Genomic DNA, 515 nt, shown 5'->3' with positions numbered 1-515 from the left:
CTCGCCCATCTCCCCCGAGGCACAGCTCAAAGAAATCAACGAACTGTTGGTCCTGCTGTACCAGCCACGCCTGTCGATGGAAACCAGGGAGGTATACATTACGGGTTCGCTGGGTGACACGATTACCCAAGACGGCATCAGCCAACTCACTATCGACTTGCCCGGTGCCGCTCCTGGCGCCGCACAAATCGACCTGGCCATGAGCGGCAACCTGACCCCTCTGTCGACCGGTTTCGGCGATGGTACGCAGGGCACGCCCATCGACCTCGGCGCCACTTGGCTCAGAGCCAGCCAGTGCAGCTGGACGCCAATCGATGCCGGCCAAGGGCTGCGCTTGCGCGGCGATTTTCGTCGCCCCCTCACTCGACTGACCTTGCGTCTCTGCTACCTCAGCCCGGTGGCGCTGCTCGCTGGTGTCGGCATTACCATCGGTGGTGCCAAAGGCCTGGCCTATGTCCTGGCGCCCAACGGCGGGCTACTGAGCCCTTGGGGTGAAATCATCACCCTGCGTCCTG

The 515-nt window shown here is 62.9% G+C and carries 1 pseudogene; it reads left to right on the top strand.

Annotated features, from left to right (window positions below):
• A pseudogene (locus tag K9857_RS30235) lies at nucleotides 1–515 on the top strand (hypothetical protein); the annotation flags it as partial.

Origin of the sequence: Pseudomonas sp. REP124 (assembly GCF_020164475.1) — a bacterium.
Taxonomy (GTDB): domain Bacteria; phylum Pseudomonadota; class Gammaproteobacteria; order Pseudomonadales; family Pseudomonadaceae; genus Aquipseudomonas.
The sequence above is the reverse complement of the archived record's forward strand: the minus strand, read 5'-3'. Positions and strand labels throughout refer to the sequence as shown.